Annotated in this window: 18 protein-coding genes; 10 read left to right on the top strand and 8 right to left on the bottom strand. The window is 64.1% G+C overall.

The window, feature by feature from the left end:
* Positions 1–92: 92 nt before the first annotated feature.
* Complete coding sequence (locus NKJ32_RS09845; protein WP_023677278.1) at positions 93–986, bottom strand: LysR family transcriptional regulator; 894 nt, start codon at positions 984–986, stop codon at positions 93–95.
* Positions 987–1,083: 97 nt separating this feature from the next.
* Here NKJ32_RS09845 and NKJ32_RS09840 point away from each other — a divergent pair, with 97 nt between their 5' ends.
* Complete coding sequence (locus NKJ32_RS09840; protein ID WP_023677277.1) at positions 1,084–1,833, top strand: SDR family NAD(P)-dependent oxidoreductase; 750 nt, start codon at positions 1,084–1,086, stop codon at positions 1,831–1,833.
* Between the two features lie 152 nt (positions 1,834–1,985).
* The gene (locus NKJ32_RS09835; protein WP_352699485.1) at positions 1,986–2,369 is read left to right on the top strand and encodes a YybH family protein; all 384 of its coding nucleotides are present in this window, start codon (positions 1,986–1,988) and stop codon (positions 2,367–2,369) included.
* 103 nt (positions 2,370–2,472) lie between these two features.
* Here the strand turns inward: NKJ32_RS09835 and NKJ32_RS09830 are convergent, their stop codons facing one another.
* A complete protein-coding gene (locus NKJ32_RS09830) occupies positions 2,473–2,934 on the bottom strand; it encodes an Lrp/AsnC family transcriptional regulator (RefSeq protein ID WP_352455438.1) in 462 nt (153 codons plus the stop codon).
* 158 nt (positions 2,935–3,092) lie between these two features.
* On the opposite strand from NKJ32_RS09830, the gene NKJ32_RS09825 reads away from it, so the two are divergent.
* A complete protein-coding gene (locus NKJ32_RS09825; RefSeq protein WP_352621386.1) occupies positions 3,093–4,100 on the top strand; it encodes an ornithine cyclodeaminase family protein in 1,008 nt (335 codons plus the stop codon).
* Between the two features lie 80 nt (positions 4,101–4,180).
* Here NKJ32_RS09825 and NKJ32_RS09820 read toward each other — a convergent pair whose 3' ends face one another.
* Positions 4,181–5,113 (bottom strand): dimethylarginine dimethylaminohydrolase family protein, encoded by a 933-nt coding sequence (locus NKJ32_RS09820; RefSeq protein ID WP_352621388.1) that lies wholly within the window; start codon positions 5,111–5,113, stop codon positions 4,181–4,183.
* A gap of 33 nt (positions 5,114–5,146) precedes the next feature.
* Positions 5,147–6,736: a zinc-binding metallopeptidase family protein gene (locus tag NKJ32_RS09815; RefSeq protein ID WP_352621389.1), complete on the bottom strand. Its 1,590-nt coding sequence runs from the start codon at positions 6,734–6,736 to the stop codon at positions 5,147–5,149.
* A 75-nt stretch (positions 6,737–6,811) separates the two neighbouring features.
* Here NKJ32_RS09815 and NKJ32_RS09810 point away from each other — a divergent pair, with 75 nt between their 5' ends.
* The 6 genes from NKJ32_RS09810 to NKJ32_RS09785 all read left to right on the top strand — a co-directional run bounded on the left by NKJ32_RS09810 (position 6,812) and on the right by NKJ32_RS09785 (position 12,268).
* Complete coding sequence (locus NKJ32_RS09810; protein ID WP_023677271.1) at positions 6,812–7,699, top strand: LysR substrate-binding domain-containing protein; 888 nt, start codon at positions 6,812–6,814, stop codon at positions 7,697–7,699.
* Between the two features lie 252 nt (positions 7,700–7,951).
* On the top strand, positions 7,952–9,046 hold the full coding sequence (locus tag NKJ32_RS09805) for an ABC transporter ATP-binding protein (RefSeq protein WP_352690800.1): 1,095 nt from the start codon (positions 7,952–7,954) through the stop codon (positions 9,044–9,046).
* A 67-nt stretch (positions 9,047–9,113) separates the two neighbouring features.
* Positions 9,114–10,229, top strand: coding sequence for an ABC transporter substrate-binding protein (locus tag NKJ32_RS09800; RefSeq protein ID WP_352690798.1), 1,116 nt, complete (start codon positions 9,114–9,116; stop codon positions 10,227–10,229).
* A gap of 17 nt (positions 10,230–10,246) precedes the next feature.
* Positions 10,247–11,080 (top strand): ABC transporter permease, encoded by an 834-nt coding sequence (locus tag NKJ32_RS09795; RefSeq protein WP_031194462.1) that lies wholly within the window; start codon positions 10,247–10,249, stop codon positions 11,078–11,080.
* Positions 11,081–11,084: 4 nt separating this feature from the next.
* Positions 11,085–11,891, top strand: a complete 807-nt coding sequence (locus NKJ32_RS09790; protein WP_352645527.1) for an ABC transporter permease — start codon at positions 11,085–11,087, stop codon at positions 11,889–11,891.
* An 89-nt stretch (positions 11,892–11,980) separates the two neighbouring features.
* Entirely contained in the window at positions 11,981–12,268 is a 288-nt protein-coding gene (locus tag NKJ32_RS09785; RefSeq protein ID WP_352501284.1) for a DUF982 domain-containing protein, read from the top strand.
* A 43-nt stretch (positions 12,269–12,311) separates the two neighbouring features.
* Here NKJ32_RS09785 and NKJ32_RS09780 read toward each other — a convergent pair whose 3' ends face one another.
* The 4 genes from NKJ32_RS09780 to NKJ32_RS09765 form a co-directional block, all read right to left on the bottom strand.
* Positions 12,312–12,620: a HigA family addiction module antitoxin gene (locus tag NKJ32_RS09780; RefSeq protein WP_352455430.1), complete on the bottom strand. Its 309-nt coding sequence runs from the start codon at positions 12,618–12,620 to the stop codon at positions 12,312–12,314.
* Between the two features lie 25 nt (positions 12,621–12,645).
* A complete protein-coding gene (locus NKJ32_RS09775; protein ID WP_023677264.1) occupies positions 12,646–12,924 on the bottom strand; it encodes a type II toxin-antitoxin system RelE/ParE family toxin in 279 nt (92 codons plus the stop codon).
* A 152-nt stretch (positions 12,925–13,076) separates the two neighbouring features.
* On the bottom strand, positions 13,077–14,141 hold the full coding sequence (locus tag NKJ32_RS09770) for a glycosyltransferase family 2 protein (RefSeq protein ID WP_352621392.1): 1,065 nt from the start codon (positions 14,139–14,141) through the stop codon (positions 13,077–13,079).
* A 464-nt stretch (positions 14,142–14,605) separates the two neighbouring features.
* Positions 14,606–15,937: a dicarboxylate/amino acid:cation symporter gene (locus tag NKJ32_RS09765; RefSeq protein ID WP_352621394.1), complete on the bottom strand. Its 1,332-nt coding sequence runs from the start codon at positions 15,935–15,937 to the stop codon at positions 14,606–14,608.
* 223 nt (positions 15,938–16,160) lie between these two features.
* On the opposite strand from NKJ32_RS09765, the gene NKJ32_RS09760 reads away from it, so the two are divergent.
* Entirely contained in the window at positions 16,161–18,035 is a 1,875-nt protein-coding gene (locus tag NKJ32_RS09760; RefSeq protein ID WP_352827451.1) for a sensor histidine kinase, read from the top strand.
* Positions 18,036–18,040: the final 5 nt, after the last annotated feature.

Raw genomic sequence — 18,040 nt, 5'->3', positions numbered from 1 at the left:
CTTCGGGTAAGGGTGATTCGCTTGCGCAAACGGCCGGCACGGTTGGTCTCCGGCAAAAGCTGGGTGTTTGCGTCATAGACCATGCGTCTGCCCTATCGCGTCAGCGCAGCCATTTGGCCTGCAAGGAAATCGACGAACAGCCGCGCCCGGACCGGCAGCTGTCGCCCGTACGCATGGACGATGTGCACCGGCATGGTTGGCATCGCCACCTCGGGCAGGATGCGGACCAGGCGACCCGTGTCGAGATCGTTCTGCACGGCAAACCGCATCAGATGCGCGATGCCGGCGCCGGCAAGTGCTGCATTGCGGATGGCGCCGCCGTCATCGGTATCGAGCCGCCCATCCGGCACGATCATCGTACCGTCGGCAAACGTGACCGGATAAGGCCGGCCAGCCATCTGGTGGCGGACGAATTCATGATCCCGTAAATCCTCGACCGATGCCGGACGGCCGCGCCGCTCGACATAGGCCGGTGAGGCCACCAGCACGATCGGCAGATTGGCGATCTTGCGGGCAACCAGCCCCGTGTCCGACAGCGCCCCCATGCGCACGGCAACATCATAGCCTTCGCGGATCAGATCGGCGTGACGGTCGGTGACGCTGAGCTCGACCTTCACTTCGCCATGCTGCGCAAGGAACGCTTGCGCCCATGCCGCGATCAGGCCGCGACCGATTTCGACCGGCGCTGTAACGCGCAGCAGGCCGCGCGCCGTATCGGCCATCTGGACGATGTCTTCGGCATCGTCCAGCGCCCTTAGCAGTGGCGCCACGCGCTCGTAGTAGGCGAGGCCTTCGCTGGTGAGCCCGAGCCGACGCGTCGAGCGCTGGATCAGCCTGACGCCGAGCCGGCGCTCGAGCCGCGCCACGCTTTTCGACACCGCCGACGGGCTGGAGCCGACCAGCCGGCTGGCGGCATGGAAAGAGCCGGCATCGACGGTTCGGACGAAGGCGACGAGACCGGCGGTCTTTTCGAGGATGGTGGTCATTCCGGAATTCCAGGCATGAAAGAATGGATCATGATGATCCTAATACGCGTTTCGATCATGATTAAATACCGCTCATCGTCAACAAAGGAGAGATTTGATGAGCAAGCTGAACGGCAAGGTCGCCATCGTCACCGGCGCCTCCAAGGGTATCGGCGCCGCCATCGCCAAGAGTCTTGCCACGGCCGGCGCCGCGGTGGTCGTCAACTACGCCTCGTCACGGGAAGGCGCCGACCGCGTCGTCGCCGAGATCGAGGACCGTGGCGGCCGCGCCGTCGCCGTCCAGGGCGACGTGTCGCAAGCGGCTGATGTGCGCCGCCTGTTCGAGGCGGCGAAATTGGAGTTTGGCGGGCTCGACATACTGGTCAACAATGCCGGAGTCTTCGCATTCGAGCCGCTGGAAGCGGTTACCGAGGCCGAGTTTCACCGCGAGTTCGACACCAATGTGTTGGGCATCATTCTGACCACGCAAGCAGCAGTGAACCATTTTGGCGCGGGCGGCGGCAGCATCATCAACATAAGCTCGGTCGCCAGCCGCAATCCGCAGCCGAACTCGCTCGTCTATGCCGCGACCAAAGGTGCGGTGGACACGATCACGCTGTCGATGTCGCGGGAGCTCGGCGCACGCAACATCCGCGTCAACGCCATCGCGCCCGGCGGCATCGATACCGAGGGCCTCGCGCGCATCGGCATCGTCGGCAGCGAATTCGAGAAGCAGATTATAGCCATGACGCCGCTCGGTCGCTTCGGCCTGCCCGACGACGTCGCCCGCGTCGCGGTGTTCCTCGCCTCCGACGAAGCGTCATGGCTGACCGGCGAGCGCATCACCGCCTCCGGTGGCTGGCGATAGGCATGGAGGGCGCGAACCTGCCGGCTCGCGGACCGTGCTACCCGCGGCGCGACGCACTGCAATCGATGACGAGAGCGATCTAAGCCCTATGTAGTAGCGAGGGAGGAGCGCCGTGCGCCATCGATGACGGCGAGATGCCAGGGAGGTAACGGATGACGGGCGACGAAAAAGCAATCCGAAAGCTGGTCGAGACGTGGATGGATGCGAGCAAGCGTGGAGACATCGCGACCGTCCTCAGCTTGATGACGGACGACGCGATCTTCATGGTTCCCGGCCGGGAACCCTTCGACAAGGAGATCTTCGCGGCAGCCGCGCGGGAGACGGCCGGCGTTCATATCGACGGCACGAGCGATATCGTGGAACTACAGCTTCTCGGCAATTGGGCCTTCATCCGCAGCCGCATCGATATGACCGCGACCCCGCCGAATGGCGAGCCGGTCCATCGATCGGGATATGCGCTGACGCTCCTGCGCAAGGAGGCGGATGGTGAGTGGCGGCTCGCGCGCGACGCAAACCTGCTGACCCAGCAAAGCTAAAGCCGGGTCTCCGGCGTCTCTGCACCGGAAGGCGCGCCAGGGGAGCGATAATCGCGACGTCGCGATACAGGTCGCCCTGAGCAGCGTCCTCCCCTCCACCTGATCACACCGGCAACAGGGCGTTCGGCTTGACATCGGCGATGGAGGCGAAAGTGTGCGTTTCGCGCACGCCAGGCAGTGGCAGGATGACCCGCTGCAGGAAATCCTGGAACACCGCCATATCGGCGATCCGCGCCTTGACCAGATAATCGAAACCACCAACCACCATATGGCACTCCAGAACCTCCGGAGCTTTCGCCACGGCTTCGGCGAAGCGGTCAAAGACATGCGGCGCCGTGTGGTCAAGCCGGACCTCGATGAACACCAGCGTTCCCCGGCCGACCTTGCGCGGATCAAGCACGGCCCTGACCGCGGTGATGAACCCGTCGCGGAACAGGCGCTTCACCCGCTGGCTGGTTCCGGTCGGCGACAACCCGACGCGCCCGGCAAGATCAAGCGTCGTCCGACGGCCGTCTTCCTGGAGCAGCCTGAGCAGGCTGCGGTCTATCTGGTCGAGATCCTCCATTCCACAATCCACGCTATCTCAGAGATTTTTGTGCTTATTTCACGCAGAGATGCCAAAAACAACGTATTTCATCACATAAAACGTCGCAATAACCTGCGCTTCCCTCTCTCACCTAAGCAAACGCGGTGAGCCGATTTCGACGACCACAGGAGTGCAGGATGACCAAACAAGCGTTCAGCCCAGCCGGCAGGAGTGCGGCGGAAATCAGCAAGGGAGCGACCGAGATCCTGGTGCTGAGCGAAGCCGACGTGATGGCATGCATCGACCTCAGCCAGCTTCTCGATGTTCTGGAAGACGGCTTCAAGGTGCTGTCACAAGGCAAGGTCGTCAATCCACCCCGACCACAACTCGACATCCCCGGGGCCGGCTACAGCCTCGCCATGCCGGCCTGGATGGAGGGCATGAACCTGACCGTCAAGATCGTCAACGTCTTCGAAGGCAACCTGGCCAAGAACCTGCCCAGCCACCTTGCCACCATCAGCCTATTCGATCCGCTGTCCGGCCTGCCGGTCTGCATCATGGACGGCACCTTCATAACCGCAGTGCGAACCTCCGGCTCCGCCGTGCTGTCGGTGCGCGCGCTTGCGCGCCGGGATGCCAGGATAGCGACCGTGGTGGGCGCCGGCGTGCAGGCCAACCAGCACCTGCATCTGTTGCCGCTGGTGCGCGACTTTGCCGAAATCCGTGTCGCTTCAAAGAGTTTCGACGATGCGGCAGCGCTTGCCCGGCTGCATCCGTCGGTGGTGGCGGTCGCCGACCTCGAGGCGGCAGTGCGCAGTTCCGACGTGGTGTGCCTGGCGACCCACTCCTACCAGCCGGTGATCGACGCAGGCTGGGTCCAGCCGGGCACGCATGTCTCGTCGGTCGGGGTGGCACCGCCCGGCGGTGAAATGCCGATCGAGCTCATCGGCAAATCCAGTCTTTTTGTCGAAACCAAGGATGCGTTCAAACCGACCCCGGTCGGCTCTTGCGAGCTTGCCGGCTTCGATCCGGCTTTCGGCACCGAGCTTGGCGCCATGCTGCTCGACCGCGCGCCGGGTCGCGTTTCGGATCAGCAGATCACCACCTACAAGGCGATGGGCATTGCCATGGAAGACATGGTCGCCGCCGACCTCGCCTATCGTTGCGCCCGGCGTCTGCGCAAGGGAAAGCTCATCGTGCTGTAGGCGCGCGCCGCGCGCCAGGCGGGATCGACGGTGCTGACAATGGCGCTTTCGCGCAAGCGGCCGGGCTAAAGGCCGGCCCCTCAGGCCGGCTCGCGCTTCAGCGCCTGCGCCATGCAGTGAATGCCGCCGCCGGTCTTCGAGATCTCGCTCATGTCGATGGCCGCCACCTCGAAGCCGCGCGCCTTGAGCTGACCGATCAGCGTCTGGCTCGAGGTCGGCGCGATCACCCGGTCCTTGCCCAGCGACATGAAGTTGCAGCCGAGCGCCATGGTATCCTGGAACGGCACGTCGATGATTTCGTGGCCCTTGCCCTTCAGCCAGTCGACGATGCCCGGCTCCGTGCAGGCGAGGCAGACAGCGGTCAGTTTTTCAGCGATCGGCACCACCATCAGGTCGATATGGACATAATATTCGTCGATGAAGGCGATGCGGGTCTCCCAGCCCTCCTTGTCGAACCAGGCCTGCACTTGGCGCGCGCCCTCCTCCTGCGTGCGGGCGCCACCGCAGCCGATCAGCACGACGCCGTCCTCGATGACGTTGAAGTCGCCGCCCTCGAACGTGCCCGCGGTGACCATGTCGTAGATCGGGATGCCGAACTTCTCATAGGTGCGGATCGCCGCGTAGTTCTCGCCGCGCCGCCACCACTGGGCCATGGCGGTGATGATGGCGCCATACGGCGTCATGACGCTGGAATCGCGCGAGTAGACCTGCATCGGCAGTTCCGGCGTCGGCTCGTGCCAGTGGATGTTGACACCGAAATGCTCATAGGCGGCGACCAGATCCTTGTGCTGCGCTTGCGCGATCTGGACGTTGCATGGCGCTTCGCGCAGATGCTTGCGCGACAGCGAGCTGGTCGAGAGATGGCGCAGGAAATTCGGCGAGCCGAGCAGCACGTCGGTCAGCACGTCGGTCTCGTTGGCGAAGCCCCAGGCGGTCAGCGGCTTGGTTCCGCCGGCCGGGTTGCGGCGCTGCAGCGAAAACGGCTCGGTGACGATGCGGTCATGGACGGTCATGGGGTTTCTCCTCGTGAAGGGCGGCTTGGTTGATCATGCGGCTTGGTTGCCTGGTATCCACCAATCCCGTCCGCGCGGGGTGGTGATGTATTCCGGCCAGCGAAATCCGATTGGCGGATCGTAGTCGCAGAGCGGCGCGATCCAGTTCGAGCCACCGATGCCGCCGCCGGTGCGGGTGACGAATTCATCCATCGCAGCGTCGCGCGCAGCCTCGTCTTCCAACAGGCGAAGTGCTGCCAGCGCGACCGTCTTTGCGGCGCAGATGACCATCGGATCGATGGTGGCAGAAATGCCGCCCAGCGCATTCATCGCCCAGGACGGAAACGCGTGGCCGTTCTCGGATCGCAGCGCCGGCCGGGCGACGTAGAATCGTGCCGTCGGCGTGTGCCACGACATGTCGGTGTAATCGTCGGAGGTCGAATTGAGCTGCGACGGCGGCAGGTCGCGGCGCAGGATCGCCTCTGCATCCTGCGGCGCAATGAGCTGCTCCAGCTCGGCGATGAACGGCTCGTCGGTCGCCGCCCCGCCGGCATTGACCTGGATCTCGCGGGCGATCGCCTTGGCCGCCTCGTCCCAACGCGGCGGCCCAACTGTCGACAGCGCTTCATAGGCGATACTTGCCATGGCATGGTTGGCCAGCCCCGGCCGCGACTTCGACACCCAGTGCCGCTCATGGCGGCAGCCGCTCATCTTGGCTGCGGCTTCCGCATTGCGGTCGAGCATGGCGGTGACCTGCTCGGCCATCGCCAGCGTCGGCACGCGGATCATGTATTGGATCTCGGCCAGCCCGGCCGGCAGATTGTCGGCGGTCGCCTGGCCCGCCGTCAGGATCGCCTCGCTGATCGACCAGCCGCCCTGATGCGGCAGCATGGAATCGCGCAGCGCCTTGGAGGCCATATACATCATCATCAGCGCGTCGTTAGCGCCGGGCGCCCTGACCGCCGAATGCGCCTGCGGGATGGGTGCTGCATCGCTTGCGCGAACCCAATTTTCGGGTTCGTCGCACACAAAGCGGTAGATCATCGCATAGGCCGCACCGCAATGCGTGTCCCAGCGCGCGGTATTGCAGAGCGGCAGCATATAAAAAGGATGGAAGGAGACCATGCCCGCCAGCCCATCGTAATAGCCCTTCGCGGCATGGATCGGCTTCGACCCGCGCACCTTCTCCGCCGGCTCGCCGGTGAAGCGCAGCGTGCCTGATATGCCGTGGCGTTCCATCGCCGCCTTGGTCGCCAGCAGCCCGCCGAGGCTGGCAATGCCGAGGCCGGAATGCGGATCGGTGTGGCCGCCGGCCTGTTCGCCGAGGCCAGGGCGCGGTCGCTTCACCGTCGCCGCATCCTGGCAATTGCCAGGCACCGCGTCGTACTCGGCATACATGCCGATGGTCGGGCCGGTCCCGTTGGTCCAGTGGGCGCAGAAGGCGGTCGGCATGCCGCCCGATCCTTCCTCGACCGAAAACCCTTCGTGCTTCAACTGCTCCACATACCAGGCCGCCGACTGGTATTCGCGCCAGGCGGTCTCGCCGAAATCGAAGATCGTCCGCGTCCACGCCGACAGCGACGGCTGGATGTCGTCCAGACAGGCAAGCGTGGTCGCTTGCGCGGAGGTCACCGGTATCTTCATCCGTCAAAGAAAGCAGTGAAGCGCCTCGCCAAAAAGTGATATGTTTTTCCGGCTCATGCAAATTCGGTTCACCTCTTGAGAATTCCCTCGACGCAGGCGCTGCGCGCCCTCGACAGTTTTGCCCGCCACGGCAGCGTCTGGCGCGCCGCCGACGAACTGCATCTGACCCGCAGCGCAGTCAGCCATCAGCTTCGCCTGCTCGAACGCGATCTCGGCTTCGACCTGCTCGAGCGCATCGGCAAGGGCGTGGCACTGACGCCGCGCGGCCAGCGCTATGCCAGCGACGTGCGCAAGGCGCTGACGGTGCTGGGCGACGCGGTGACGCGCCATGCCGGCACCGGCATCGGCGGCTCGTTCAGCGTCAGTTGTACGCCGGGTTTCGCCTCGCTGTTCCTGTGCACCCATATCGGCGAGTTCCGGCAGATGTACCCCGATGTCGCGCTGCGCATCCTGACGCCGCGCCGTCTCGACGACGTCAGCAATGCCGAGGCCGATGCCTTCATCGCCTTCGGCGTCGGCAATTGGCCGAACCGCGCGGTCGAGCTGTTGTGCGGGATCTCCTTTACGCCGCTGTGCAGCCCGACGCTGCTCAACAAGATCGGCGGCTTCTCCAAGCCGGCAGACGTGCTGCGCGCCAATCTCCTGCATCTCGGTGACACCGAGGACTGGGCGCGCTGGCTGGCGCTGTCCAAGGTCGAGAACCCCGACCCGGAAGGCGGCATCTTCTTTTCCGACATGAACCTGGTCTTTTCGGCGGCGATCGCCGGCCAAGGCATCGCTATGGGCGACGAGCTGACCAGCGGCCGGGCACTGAGCGAAGGCCGGCTGGTCCGCCCCTTCGACATAGCGATCAATTCACCGCGCTCGTATTTTCTGGTTTCCGAGCACGCCAAGGCGGCGCATCCGGTGCTGGAGGCGTTTGGGCGGTGGCTGAGGTCGAAGCTGTCGGAGAACCAGCGTTAATCTCCCCCCTCGAGGGGGAGATGGCCGCGAAGCGGCCAGAGGGGGTCGGTCCAACTGGGCTCGGCCTGCTGCTGCAGAGGAGGTTGGCACTTCAAGCGAAGCGACCCCCTCTGTCGCCTTCGGCGACATTTCCCCCTCGAGGGGGGAGATTGGCGCATAGATGAATCAAATTTGCCGATCAGGCGAAAACTATTCGGTTGCGGTGAGCCGCCGCCCTGCCTACGATTTCGCCTACGCTAAGGAAAGGGCAGGATGCAGCAACCCGGCCGGGCCGCAGAGATCAAGGCAATCGGGATCGGCAAGAGCTTCGGCTCGTTCCGTGCGCTGGACGATCTGACGCTCGATATCGGCCGTGGCGAGTTCCTCACCTTGCTCGGCCCCTCCGGTTCCGGCAAGACCACCTTCCTGATGATCCTTGCCGGCTTCATTCAGCCGACCGACGGCCGCCTTTACAGCGACGGCGTCGACATCACCGAGCGGCCGGCCGAGCAGCGTGCCGCCGGCATGGTGTTCCAGGGCTATGCGCTGTTCCCGCATATGAGCGTCGAGGCCAACATCGCCTTCCCGCTCAAGGTGCGCAAGAAACCGGCGGCCGAGATCAAACGCCGCGTCGGCGAAATGATCGAGCGCGTCGGGCTCAAGGGCCACGAGAAGAAACTGCCGTCGCAATTGTCCGGCGGCCAGCAGCAACGCGTGGCGCTGGCGCGGGCGCTGGTGTTCGAGCCGGGCGTACTTTTGCTCGATGAGCCGTTTTCGGCACTCGACAAGGGCCTGCGCGGCCAGATGCAGGCCGAGATGAAGCGGTTGCACCAGGAGACTGGCACCACCTTCGTCTTCGTCACCCATGACCAGAGCGAGGCGCTGGCGTTGTCATCTCGCGTCGCCATCTTCAACCATGGCAAATTGCTGCAGGTCGGCGCGCCGGACGAGGTCTACGACCGGCCGGACAACCGCTTCGTCGCCGAGTTCCTGGGCGAGATCAACATGCTGCCGCTGAAGGGCGTGCGCCCGGCCGACAATGGCTCGACGGGCCTCTGCGAAGACCGCGCGATCAGCATGCGCTGTAGGGCCGAGAAGGTCCGTGGCGATGCCATCCTGGCGATCCGGCCGGAATACATGTCGATCGCTCGCGAAGCCGCGGCAGGCGAGAACGGCATTGCCGCGACTGCCGTCGCCTCGACCTATCTCGGCGCTGCAACGCGGCTCGATCTGACGACGCAGCAAGGCGCCAAGGTGACGGTCTCGGTGCCGAACGAGGTCGCCGCCTCTGCCCTCAGCAAGGGCAATTCCGTCTGGCTGACCTGGCCCGCGGAGAAAGGCTTCCTCCTTCCGAACGGAGGACAATGACGATCGGCGAGGCGAAGTCGCCACGCTGACTTTCAGGAAATACCAACGACAAAAAAGGGGAACTGACATGACAAACCAAACCAAGAAAAATTCCATCGAGGCGCTATCCGCCAGGGCGGTGCGCGGCGAGATCTCGCGCCGGCAGTTCACGCAGCTGGCCGCACTGGTGCTGGCCGGCACGCCGATACTGCTGCGCTCGACCGGCGCCTTTGCCGCGGCGAAGGAACTGGTGCTGGTCAACTGGGGCGGCGATGCCATCACCGCCTACGATGCGGCTTACGGCCAGGCCTTCACCAAGGAGACCGGCATCACCGTCAAGATGGACGGCTCCGGCCCGACCGAAGGCGCGATCGCGGCGCAGTTCAAGAGCGGCGCGCCGACCTGGGATCTGGTCGACGTCGATCCGTTCTCGGCCATCACGCTCGGCGCCCAAGGCATGCTCGAGCCGATCGACTATGCGGTCGTCGACAAGAAGAAGATGCGGCCGGGATTCGGCTGGGAGTACGCTGCCTCGACCTATTTCTTCTCCTACGTCATCGCCTACGATGCCGAGAAATACGGCAGCCAGGCACCGACCGGCATGGCCGACTTCTTCGACGTGGCAAAATTCCCCGGCAAGCGCTCGCTCTACAAATGGGGCGTGTCGAGCTGGGAAGCGGCACTGCTCGCCGACGGCATCGCGCCGGCCTCGCTCTACCCGCTCGACCTCAAGCGCGCGCATGACAAGATCGCCGCCTTCAAGGAAAACGTCGTCGCCTATTGGGGTGGCGGCGCCGAAAGCCAGAGCGTGCTGCTCAATGGCGAGGCCTCGATGGCGATCGTCTGGTCGACCCGGGCTTCGCTCATCGAGCAGGATTCCGGCGGCAAGATCAAGTTCATCTGGGACCAGGGCCTGATCTCGCCCGGCGCGCTCGCCGTGCTCAAGGGCAATCCCGGCGGCAAGGACGCGGCGATGAAGTTCATCGCCAGCACCCAGGACCCGGAGAAGGAACTCATCATGTTCGACAAGCTCGGCCAGGGTCCGGCCAATCCGGCCACCGATGCGCTGATCCCCGCCGACAAGAAGCGCATCAATCCGGTCGATCCCGAGAACATGAAGAAGCAGATTCCGCTCGACATGGATTGGTACGCCAAGAACTACGGGGCGGCACTCGACGAATACACGAAGATCATCTCCGCCTGACAAGCCGGGATAATCGGATGAGAGCATACCTCTCCGACAGGATGGGCGCGGCGCTGTTGATGGCGCCGCTGCTCCTCTTTCTTGTGCTGGCCTACGCCTGGCCATTCCTTGGCGTGGTCAAATGGAGTTTTACGCTGCCCACGCCGGGGCTGGGGCAGTACAATGCGCTGCTCACGGATCAGTTGGTGCAGTCGGTCTTCATCCGCACGCTGCGCATCGCCGCGATCGTCACCATCGTTTCGGTTGCCGCCGCCTACGCCATCACCGTTGTCTGGGTACGCGGCACGCCGGTGCAGCGCGTCGTGGCCGAGTTCTGCATCCTGGTGCCGTTCTGGATCTCGGTGCTGACGCGCGCCTTCGGCTGGGTGGCGCTTTTGTCCAATCGCGGCCTGATCAACACCTGGCTGCAGGCGGTCGGCTTCATCTCGGAGCCGCTGGCGCTGGTGCGCAACGAGTTCGGCGTCATCGTCGGCATGACGCATTTCCTCATTCCCTTCGCCGTGTTTCCGTTGGCCTCATCGATGCGCAGCCTCGACGATCGCGTGCTGCTGGCGGCGCGTGGCCTCGGCTCCAGCCGTATGCGCACCTTTTGGTCGGTATTCGTGCCGATGACCCGCTCCGGCATTATCGGCTCGGCGCTGATCGTCTTCGTCTTTTCGCTCGGCTTCTTCGTCACGCCGGCGATCCTCGGCGGCGGCCGCAGCGTGATGATCGCCGAGCTGATCTATCTCCGCATCTTCCAGAGCCCGGACTGGGGCCTGGGTGCGGCAATCAGCGTGGTGCTGGTGCTGTTCGTCGGCGCGCTGATGGCGCTGCTTTTCCGCTATATCAGACCAAAGCAATTGGTGTAGCGCGATGCCGACCTACCGCCCCGGTCCCGTCTCGCTGATCCTCGCCGCCCTGGTCGCGCTCTTCCTGCTGCTGCCGCTGCTCGCCGTCATCCCGGTATCGCTGACGCCGAGCCGCATGCTGGCGATGCCGTCGGGCGAATTGTCGCTGCGCCATTACCGGGCGCTGATCGAGGATCCGCGCTGGATCAATTCGATCCTGCTCTCGATCAGGATCGGCATCGTCAGCAGCGCCTTTTCCACCGTGCTGGCGCTCTGCTTCGGCCTCGGCATCTGGATGTTCCAGCCGCGCTTCACGGCAGCATTGGTCGGTTTCGTGCTGCTGCCGATGGTGGTGCCGCCGGTGGTCTCGGCAATCACGCTCTACTTCCTGCTGACCTCGATCTCGGGTTTCTCGTCGTTCTTCGGCTATGACACCTGGCTGGGTGTCGCCATGGCGCATGCGGTGATGACGGTGCCCTTCGCCACGGTGCTGATCCTGGTGTCGCTCAGCCAGTTCGACCGCCGCATCGACCTCGCCGCCCGCGGCCTCGGCGCCACCGTGTGGGAGCGCGCCACCCGCATCATCATGCCCAATATCAAGTTCGGCATCGTCACCGCGGCGTTGTTGTCCTTCGTGCTGTCCTGGGAGGAGATCGGCGTCACCCTGTTTATCACCTCGGTCAACGCCATCACGCTGCCGCGCTTGATGTGGATGGGCCTGCGCGACAACATCGACCCGGCGATCGCCGCACTCTCGGTGATCCTGATCGTCATCACCGTGCTGGTGCTTGTGGCGCGCAGCGTCGTGGTCAGGCTGCGCGAGGCGCAGTGAGGGCCGCCTCACGCCGTGGTGACTGGCGCGAATGAAACCTTGCGCTACGATTTTCGTTATAGATGGTTCAACACGTCGAGGGCTCTGCCATGAACCAGGGATGGTTTGCCAAGCCGGTTGCGGTTGCGGTCGGCATCGTGGGAGATATCCGCAACATTTCCAACGCACGGCAGGCTGTCGAGTTGCTGACAGCCCACTGGCGTGACGCCGGCAGCGCCAAACACGGCTTGGCACTGCGCACATGCCGCCGTGCCATGAGCGACGACCGCTGGACCGAAGCCGCCAGGGACGCGTTCATCGAGGCCGCGCGGGAAGCGCATGTCCTGGTTGAGCGAGCCGTTGAACCGCAGGACCGGTCCAGGCAGGCGGGACCGTGATCGATTTGTGAGAGCCTCGGTGGTTCGGCCGATCTATTGCATCTCAGGCAGCATGCAGCCTTGGAATGGCGCTGACGTCAACCTCGCGTTCCGCGTGCCAGGCATCATAGGCGGCCTGCATCCTGAGCCAGATCGCGGCGCCGTCGCCGAACATCTTTCCAAGACGGGCAGCGACAGCCGGCGACACCGGCTTCTTTTCGCGGATGATGTCATAAAGCTGCTGGCGCGAGATTCCGAGCAGATTGGCGATCTCCACCTTGGTCTTTCCGGTTGCCGGGATAATGTCGTCAAGCAGCGCTCCAGGGTGGGATGGGCAGCGCTCCATCGGACGCATCGGCTCATACACGCTCATAATCGATTCTCCAATCTAAGCCGTCTCAATGGTACTGTTCGAAATCGACGCGGGCAGCATCATTGGCGTCGAATTCGAATGTGATGCACCACGGCCCGTTGACATGCACCGTGTAGCGGGTCGGGTTAAAGCCCTCCAAAGCGTGGAAGTCGAAGCCGGGCAGGTCCATGTCATCAGGCCTTTCCGAGACTTCCAAGCGGTCAAGACGGACAAGGATGCGCTTATGCATCTTGGCGTCGATCTTTCCGGTCTTTCCGGTTTGAAAGAGGTCCGCCAGCGCCTTGTGCTTGAACGACTTGATCATGCAACATGTAAGCATATTGCTGACGCGGGTCAAGCAGGTGTAAGCAAATGATTTACAGAATGGTCCAGCCAATCGGAGGCAATAGCTACGCCCGCTGGATGCTGAGCCGGGCCAGCCGAATACCTGGCGGACCTATGTCACGGCATTATCCGCTATCCCATGGCGTGGCGAATAGTCTTGGACAGGCGGCTCAAAAATGCCGGCCTCGACGATGCGTCGAGCTTCCACGACAGCACTGCCGTCGCCATTTTCCGCGGCAACAGCCCGACCGACAGGAACCAGGCGGCAAGGATGGCGCGCCGCCGCAAGGATGCGGTCATTTCGAGGCTGGCGACGGCGCCGGCCGCCCCGAGCGCCAGCCGGGAATCATCGGCCACGGGGTGTCGGCCGCTGTCGGCGCAGAGCGACGCCAGCCGCTCTTCCAGGTGGACCGGATCGTGGCGGACAGCATCCGACGGCACGATGGTCAGGCCGATCCCCGAGGCCTGGTCCGACAGCGCCTGCATGCGGCGGAAATCGTGGGTTACCCGCCAGCGTGCCCGCTCGGCGAGCTTTTCACCGAAGACTGAATGGTTGGCGCCGTGGATCCGGTAGGCGCCGAGGCATTCGTCGATCGATTGGACATGCCCGTACATCGGCGCCAGCGTTGCCAGATAGCCGTCGGCGCCCTGGCGGAATTCCGGCTCCGGTATCGGCATGATCGATTCGAGCGTTGCGCGGTCAAAGGCCAGCCCGCTGGTCACTGTCGTCTGATAGCGGCCCTTGTGCAGGAGTTTCGGCATGACGTCACCGCTGTCGAAAGGCAATTCGGGCGGCGGAAAGACATCCTTGATGCGTTGCCCCTCGTCGACGATATGCAGTCTGGACTGGACCTGGGCGGTTGCATCATCCCAGGTTTCGACAATGGTGGAGACGGCGGTTGGATAAAGGTAATCGTCGGCGTCGAGGAACAGGACGATCTTGCCCGAGCTCGCCGCAAAGCCGGTGTTGAACGCCGCCGCGTGTCCGCCATTTTGCGCCCGCGGGCATGCAAGGATCTCGTCGCGATAGGATTCCATGATTGTCGTGGAATTGTCCTGCGATGCATCGTCGACGACGATGACTTCGACATCCGCGTAGTCCTGCTCGAGGGCACTGTCGATGCTGCGTTTGAGGAAACGCGCGTAGTTGTAATTCGGGATGATGATGGATACCGGAATTCTCGGGACAGGCTGCATCGCGTTTGACCTCGCATCTTGCTTTGGTTCGGCAAAGGCCCTCATGGGCCTGCCCCCTCTTCAAGCGCCCTCTTGGCGCGCAACGAGTTCCCTGGGAGAAAGCCTGCGCTTTCCATCAGGAGACGGGTCACGTTTCGCTTTGCGACTTCGTATTGAGGCCGCCATTGCCTTCGAGGCTGCTGCCATGGTCAGGGTTGGCGGCAGCAAAAGCTCCGACGGTTCGGCCAAGGTGAGTCGCAACCGAGCCCGACGAAATGTCTCGCCTCGCGATCAGGTCGGGACCGAAGCGGACGGTGCCATGAAGGCATGGCGGATACTGGCCTTCAAATGCGGCTGGAACAAGCCCCGCGTCGAAAACAGGGTCACTTCAGGTTGCGTCTCAGGCGGCATACTGCGACCGCCGGCGCTTTTGCCCCGGAGCCGGCGAACCGCCTCCGGGCCTTATAGTCGTGTGGCCTAAACAGTCAGGCGGCCTGCAAACCCGGCTGCGACAGGTCGACTTCCTCCGGCAAGTCACCGGCCATAGCGGCGGCAAACTTCGTCTGGTCGAGTTCTCCCTCCCAGCGCGCCACCACCACTGTCGCCACCGCGTTGCCGATGAAGTTGGTCAGCGCTCGGCATTCCGACATGAAGCGGTCGACACCGAGGATCAGCGCCATGCCGGCGACCGGCACGGTGGGGACGACTGAAAGCGTTGCCGCCAGGGTGATGAAGCCGGCGCCGGTGATGCCGGCGGCACCCTTGGAGCTCAGCATGGCGACGGCGAGCAGCAGGATCTGGTCGCCATAGGTGAGCGGCGTGTCGGTCGCCTGCGCGATGAACAGCGCGGCAAGCGTCATATAGATGTTGGTGCCGTCGAGGTTGAAGGAATAGCCGGTCGGGATGACCAGGCCGACCACCGAGCGGTTGCAGCCGGCGCGCTCCATCTTGGCCATGAGGCCCGGCAATGCCGCTTCCGAGGACGAGGTGCCGAGCACCAGCAGCAGCTCTTCCTTGATGTAGCGGATCAGCGCCAGGATCGAGAAGCCGTTGTAGCGGGCAACCGCGCCGAGCACCACCAGCACGAACAGCAGCGCGGTCAGGTAGAATGTGCCGATCAGCATGGCGAGATTGGCGATCGAGCCGATGCCGTATTTGCCGATCGTGAAGGCCATGGCGCCAAACGCGCCGATCGGTGCGGCCTTCATCAGGATGGCGACGAGGCGGAAGATCGGCGTGGTCAGCGCCTGCAGGAAATCGACGACGGGACGGCCGCGATCGCCGACCAGTGCCAGGGCGACGCCGAACAGCACCGAGAAGAACAGCACCTGCAAAATGTCGCCCTGCGCGAAGGCGCCGGTGATGGTGTCAGGGATGATGTTCATCAGGAAGCCGACGATGGTTGTGTCGTGCGCCTTCTCGGCATAGGCCGTCACCTTGGTGGTATCGAGCGTGGCCGGATTGATGTGCATGCCGGCGCCGGGCTGGACGACATTGGAGACGACCAGGCCGACGACAAGCGCCAGCGTCGAGAACACCAGGAAATAGATCATCGCCTTGCCGGCGACGCGGCCGACCTTCTGCAGGTCGGAAACGCCGGCGATACCGGTCGCCACCGTCAGGAAGATCACCGGCGCGATCACCATCTTGACCAGCTTGATGAAGGCGTCGCCGAACGGCTTCATCGCCTCGCCGGTTTCGGGATAGAAATGGCCGAGCAGCACACCGGCGGCGATCGCCGCCAGCACCTGCACATAAAGATGCCGGTATAAGGGAAGTTTGCCGCGCGGCTCGGCGGCAGCGATTGCTGTCTGCATGACGTCCTCCATGGCGCCCCGATCGAAAGCTCGACTCCCCGGGGCAGTTGTTTTGAGACCAGCAGCCTCGCGACTGCTGAATTCGTGTCTGCAACAGCCGTGCCAGATACGCAGAAGAGTGCTTCAGCATTGATTTTATTGAGCATTCGCAAACGTCCGCACTGCCGGACGCATGGTCAAGTGCGACTCTCCGCATAGGTCGAATTGTGTTTTGTGCGAGTTCATGCACAAATGGGCGATGCTGCAACGCCCCGCCGGTGCCTTGTCTTCGACGCCCGAGCAACTCGCCAGGCGGGCGCGCCGAGCCTGGCTGCTGTTTGCGGCCGTCGCCCTGCTGATCGTCACCGCAGCGCTCTACGGCGCCGGCCTCTACGGCCGCACCGCCGAGGTCGAGACCCTGGCGGCGCAGGGGCGTACCGACGCCAATCTGAAGGTCGCGCTGCTGCGCGCCGTGCTCGAAAGCCCGCGTGCCCTGCCCCTGCTTTTGTCCGCAGACCAGCAAGTGCGTGACGCGCTGACGCAGAAAAATGCCGCGGCAATCGATGTGCTGAACCGCAAGCTCGAGGGGCTGGTCTCGGGCACCAAGGCGTCGGTACTCTATGTCATCGGCACCGATGGACTGGCGATCGCCTCCAGCAACTGGCGCGAGCCGATCAGCTTCGTCGGCAACGACTACCGTTTCCGCGATTATTTCTCCGGCGCGATGCAGGCCGGAACCGCCGAGTATTTTGCGCTCGGCAATGTCAGCAAGCGTCCCGGCCTCTACATTTCGCGGCGCGTCGGCGATGCCGCCGCACCGCTCGGCGTCGTCGTCGTCAAGATGGAGTTCGACCAGCTCGAAGCCGACTGGCGCGAGGCCAACCGCCCGGCCTATGTCAGCGACGAGAACGGCGTCGTGCTGATCACCAGCGTGCCGTCCTGGCGCTTCATGACAACCGCACCGCTGGCCGCACCCAAGCAAGCCGCGATCCGCGACAGCCAACAGTTCGGCGACGCGCCGCTTGTGCCGTTGCCGATCACGCACCCGCGGGCGCTCAGCCCGGATGTGTCGATCGTCCACGCGGTGACGCCCGGCGGCAGCGACGCGGAGTATCTCAGCCTTTCCACGACGGTTCCTTCGACCCCCTGGCGGCTCGACTATCTTGTCCCGGTCGAAGCGCCGATCGCCGCTGCCGTCCGCGAAATGCGGCTTCTTGCGCTCGGCGTCGTCGTCCCGCTGCTCGGCCTTGCCGCGTATCTGTTGTGGCGCCGGCAGTCGGCGCAGATGCAGATTGCCGCCGAACAGGCGGCCCGCACCGAACTCGAACGCCGCGTCGTCGAACGGACCGAGGATTTGAGCCGCGCCCGCGACCGGTTGCAGGCCGAGATAACAGGCCACCGCAGCACGGAAGCCAAGCTCCAAATCGTGCAGCAGGATCTGGTCCAGGCCAACCGCCTCGCCATCCTCGGCCAGGTCGCGGCCGGTGTCGCCCATGAGATCAACCAGCCGGTCGCCACCATACGCGCCTATGCCGACAATGCCCGCACCTTCCTCGACCGCAAGCAGACCGGGCCGGCCGAGGAAAACCTCGGCGCTATCGCAGCCCTTACCGAACGCATCGGCTCAATCACCGAGGAGTTGAAGGCATTTGCCCGCAAGGGCCGCACCGCCGCCGAGCCTGTCGAATTACGTGGTGTTATCGAAGGCGCCGTCATGCTGTTGAGAAGCCGCTTTGCCGGCCGGCTCGACGCATTGGCCATCGACCTGCCGCCGCCGAGCCTCAAGGTCATGGGCAATCGGGTGCGGCTCGAACAGGTGCTGATCAACCTCTTCCAGAACGCGCTCGAAGCACTCGACGGCCGCGACGACGCTCATGTGCAGGTGTCGGTCGAGGAGACCGCGGACGGCGTGACGGTCGGCGTGTCCGATAACGGACCGGGCATTCCACCCGCGATCCTCAAATCGCTGTTCACGCCGTTCAACACCTCCAAGGAAAAAGGCCTTGGCCTTGGCCTCGTCATCTCGAAGGACATTGTCGCCGATTATGGCGGCCGCATCGAAGTTTCGAGCGACGACAGCGGCACCCGCTTCACCATTCATCTCCAGACAGCAGCGTAAGCCAT

Source organism: Mesorhizobium sp. M0159 (assembly GCF_040322295.1).
GTDB lineage: Bacteria > Pseudomonadota > Alphaproteobacteria > Rhizobiales > Rhizobiaceae > Mesorhizobium.
Note: the sequence above shows the minus strand (reverse complement) of the source record. Positions and strands in the feature narration are given on the sequence as shown.

Coding starts and splice junctions, on each gene's coding strand:
- NKJ32_RS09840 (WP_023677277.1), top strand. CDS start 1,084: ATGAGCAAGCTGAACGGCAAGGTCGCCATCGTCACCGGCGCCTCCAAG.
- NKJ32_RS09760 (WP_352827451.1), top strand. CDS start 16,161: ATGCACAAATGGGCGATGCTGCAACGCCCCGCCGGTGCCTTGTCTTCG.
- NKJ32_RS09820 (WP_352621388.1), bottom strand. CDS start 5,113: ATGACCGTCCATGACCGCATCGTCACCGAGCCGTTTTCGCTGCAGCGC.
- NKJ32_RS09785 (WP_352501284.1), top strand. CDS start 11,981: ATGAACCAGGGATGGTTTGCCAAGCCGGTTGCGGTTGCGGTCGGCATC.
- NKJ32_RS09800 (WP_352690798.1), top strand. CDS start 9,114: ATGACAAACCAAACCAAGAAAAATTCCATCGAGGCGCTATCCGCCAGG.
- NKJ32_RS09815 (WP_352621389.1), bottom strand. CDS start 6,736: ATGAAGATACCGGTGACCTCCGCGCAAGCGACCACGCTTGCCTGTCTG.
- NKJ32_RS09845 (WP_023677278.1), bottom strand. CDS start 986: ATGACCACCATCCTCGAAAAGACCGCCGGTCTCGTCGCCTTCGTCCGA.
- NKJ32_RS09795 (WP_031194462.1), top strand. CDS start 10,247: ATGAGAGCATACCTCTCCGACAGGATGGGCGCGGCGCTGTTGATGGCG.
- NKJ32_RS09835 (WP_352699485.1), top strand. CDS start 1,986: ATGACGGGCGACGAAAAAGCAATCCGAAAGCTGGTCGAGACGTGGATG.
- NKJ32_RS09780 (WP_352455430.1), bottom strand. CDS start 12,620: ATGAGCGTGTATGAGCCGATGCGTCCGATGGAGCGCTGCCCATCCCAC.
- NKJ32_RS09765 (WP_352621394.1), bottom strand. CDS start 15,937: ATGCAGACAGCAATCGCTGCCGCCGAGCCGCGCGGCAAACTTCCCTTA.
- NKJ32_RS09790 (WP_352645527.1), top strand. CDS start 11,085: ATGCCGACCTACCGCCCCGGTCCCGTCTCGCTGATCCTCGCCGCCCTG.
- NKJ32_RS09830 (WP_352455438.1), bottom strand. CDS start 2,934: ATGGAGGATCTCGACCAGATAGACCGCAGCCTGCTCAGGCTGCTCCAG.
- NKJ32_RS09805 (WP_352690800.1), top strand. CDS start 7,952: ATGCAGCAACCCGGCCGGGCCGCAGAGATCAAGGCAATCGGGATCGGC.
- NKJ32_RS09775 (WP_023677264.1), bottom strand. CDS start 12,924: ATGATCAAGTCGTTCAAGCACAAGGCGCTGGCGGACCTCTTTCAAACC.
- NKJ32_RS09770 (WP_352621392.1), bottom strand. CDS start 14,141: ATGCAGCCTGTCCCGAGAATTCCGGTATCCATCATCATCCCGAATTAC.
- NKJ32_RS09825 (WP_352621386.1), top strand. CDS start 3,093: ATGACCAAACAAGCGTTCAGCCCAGCCGGCAGGAGTGCGGCGGAAATC.